This is a genomic window from Shewanella sairae (assembly GCF_023283535.1).
Taxonomy (GTDB): Bacteria; Pseudomonadota; Gammaproteobacteria; order Enterobacterales; family Shewanellaceae; genus Shewanella; species Shewanella sairae.
This window is the reverse complement of the sequence record NZ_JAKILT010000129.1, coordinates 1-2,848: the sequence shown is the minus strand read 5'-3', so window position 1 is coordinate 2,848 and position 2,848 is coordinate 1. Positions and strand designations below refer to the sequence as shown.

Here is a 2,848-nt window from a genome sequence, read left to right as displayed (position 1 = left end):
CTTTAATCCTTTAATCCTTTAATCCTTTAATCCTTTAATCCTTTAATCCTTTAATCCTTTAATCCTTTAATCCTTTAATCCTTTAATCCTTAGTAAGTGAATAAGTCATCGTAATAATCAACAAAAAAAGTGACCTATAAACTAGCCAAATGGCAACTTTTTCGATCTTGAGAAACGTATTTAAATAGCTGAAAAGTCGCTTTAGGGTCATTAATTGCTGTCAAATACGGTAAGTGCTAGCATCACTCCCCCTAGAAAGCGATTTATTGATGAACGCTTTTGTAAAACGATATATTTGAAAAGTTAAGGATTTTACTTTTGTCACTTACATGGAATATGAAAAAAACCGTCATTATCAGCTCCCTTCTTCTCATCAGCCTACTTACCATTTTCGGGGTACTATCAACACAAATCGTTGCCTCTGCGCTCGGGGACAATAGCCAATTCAATCACCACAAATACCCTATCAATATTGTCTATATCCAAGAAAATGAATTAGGTTATATCTTTGATAATCCGCCGCTCCCGCCAGGACTTCACCTTACAGTCAATCAATCTGTAAGCATATTCAACACTGCTGAACGCTCTATAGAGATCAGTGAGCCACCAATACTGGCTAAAGAGGATGGCTCTGCTGATTACTATTTAACAATGAATATGCGTTATCAACTTGATACGACACAAATGCCACAAGTATTGCCGGCGAAATATATTGATGATGAAGCCCTTTATCTCAGTCACGATACTTTTAGAGAAACGATTAGCATATATGTACTTGAAGATGACTTACCTAGCATGCAGTCACGTATATGTGCAGAGTTTAAAAGACGTATCACTGATAAACTATTAGACCAAGGATATATTCTAACCTCCTTAGAGTTTGGCGCACTAACTAACAGGTATGAACCTTATATTCAACGCAGTCTAGGTCAGTGCTAGTGCGTAGGAAGATATAGATTTATCCTCTTCGAGTAAAACTGGAATGGCGCTGTCTTTAGCAGCGCAATTCCAGCTAACGTTTAGCTATCTTATCTCGATGTCACGATTAAAATATCAACAACTTTATCGACTATATCCCCTGCGTTACTGCGCCCACGTTCTTGATGCTCATGGTGTTTAATGACTTTAAACCCCGAAGAAGCTAATAAGGCAACCACACTCTTCACCTCATAAAGCTCAAATCCATACTGTACAAAAGGTAAGTTCTGCATAAACTCACGTCGACCAAAGGCCAAGCAAAATAATCCCAATGGTTTTAACACTCGTTTAATTTGCTCTAGATGTGCTCTGGGGTTATCCCAAAAATATAAGGTATGTACACTGATGACTTTATCAAAGCAGTCATTATCAAACTTAAGTTTGTCAGAACTCCCCTGCTGAAAATGCGCCTTTCCCGTGTCAATAAGATCGCCATTTATACGTGTTGCTTCAGCAACCATGTCACTTGACCAATCCACCCCGCTATAAAGGATATTGTCGGCAGAACGAAGTATGTTTCCAACAAATGCGCCATTGCCGGGACCGATCTCTAATACCGCGTCATTAGACCGAAACTGCAACAATTTTATGCATTGCTGATTTAACAAGTAATTTGCATCATTCATTGTCTCTGCCACACCCGCTGCATGTTCACCCTCAGGGCAACGTAGCTGTGAAGCTATGATTTTAGGCTCCATAAATCATCCTTGATACTCATCAATAATCTTCCCAAGATTGGAAACTTCAGCCATTGTTGTAAAGGTAATTTACACTCCCCTTAACATTAGAATTAGCTTACAGTCCCCAAAGCTTAAATAGGCTGCCAACTTCCGAGCTGAACACGATTCAAAATCAGCAACACGTGCAAACGCTTATCAGCCATAGCACAATCGGAAAAACCATTCCAAATGTGGTTTAACAATCTGTTAGACTAAGGCAAATACTGATAAAAATAGAAATGTCATGCTTGGAACATTAAGAAAAATGCGCAGCCACTTAGATGAGAATAATGTGGTGCAATATCAACTGCCTGTTGGTGAGGAGTTATTAGATCTAAACCCTTTGATTGGTAGCCAGCTTACACTCACTCATACAGGTAAAATTCTTTGTTGTAGCTGTGGTAAAAAAACCAAAAAGAGTTACTCTCAAGGTCATTGCTATGTGTGTATGCAAAAGCTTGCGAGTTGCGACATGTGTATTATGAAGCCTGAAACCTGTCACTTTGCTGCAGGGACTTGCCGCGAGCCATCTTGGGGGGAAGCAAACTGCTTTGTACCGCATTATGTTTACCTGTCAAACACCTCAGGTATTAAAGTCGGTATTACCCGTCACACCCAACTACCAACACGTTGGATAGATCAAGGTGCAACCCAAGGTTTACCTATCTTTAAAGTAGAAACACGTTTGCTATCTGGACTAGTAGAAACTGCATTAGCAGAGTTAATCGCCGACAAAACGAACTGGCGAACTATGTTAAAAGGCAATGCCGACGACATCGATTTAAAAGAGCAAGCGGCAACGCTTGTTCCACAAATCGCAGAGCGATTACAAGTTATTACCGCAGAGTACGGTGAATTTTCGGTGACGCCGTTAGATGAGCCTATTCAAGCGATTAACTATCCAGTTGACACCTTCCCGACCAAAATAAGCTCACATAATTTTGATAAAAACCCTGAAGTATCCGGAGTTTTACTCGGCATTAAAGGACAATATTTGATCTTTGATACCGGCGTGATCAACATGCGTAAGTTTGGCTCTTACGAGATTAGCGTTAATTATTGTCTAGTCCTAAAATAGGTTGACGGTTTTTATTAAGCCAGTTGGTACTCCCAACTGGCTTTTTCATGCACCTCGTTTGGGGTTTTCATTC

3 protein-coding genes are annotated in these 2,848 nt (G+C 39.9%); 2 read left to right on the top strand and 1 reads right to left on the bottom strand.

Annotation, left to right across the window (positions count from 1 at the left end; all coding sequences use genetic code 11):
* The first annotated feature begins 318 nt into the window (after positions 1-318).
* Complete coding sequence (locus L2748_RS23375; RefSeq protein WP_220783531.1) at positions 319-939, top strand: SPFH domain-containing protein; 621 nt, start codon at positions 319-321, stop codon at positions 937-939.
* An 89-nt stretch (positions 940-1,028) separates the two neighbouring features.
* Here L2748_RS23375 and L2748_RS23370 read toward each other — a convergent pair whose 3' ends face one another.
* On the bottom strand, positions 1,029-1,676 hold the full coding sequence (locus L2748_RS23370) for a class I SAM-dependent methyltransferase (protein ID WP_220783530.1): 648 nt from the start codon (positions 1,674-1,676) through the stop codon (positions 1,029-1,031).
* Positions 1,677-1,941: 265 nt separating this feature from the next.
* Between L2748_RS23370 and L2748_RS23365 the strand changes: the two genes are divergently transcribed.
* Complete coding sequence (locus L2748_RS23365) at positions 1,942-2,775, top strand: DUF2797 domain-containing protein (RefSeq protein WP_220783529.1); 834 nt, start codon at positions 1,942-1,944, stop codon at positions 2,773-2,775.
* Positions 2,776-2,848: the final 73 nt, after the last annotated feature.

What these genes read in the sequence shown, in the direction of transcription:
- L2748_RS23370 (WP_220783530.1), bottom strand. Translation starts at nt 1,676, where the DNA reads ATGGAGCCTAAAATCATAGCTTCACAGCTACGTTGCCCTGAGGGTGAA.
- L2748_RS23365 (WP_220783529.1), top strand. Translation starts at nt 1,942, where the DNA reads ATGCTTGGAACATTAAGAAAAATGCGCAGCCACTTAGATGAGAATAAT.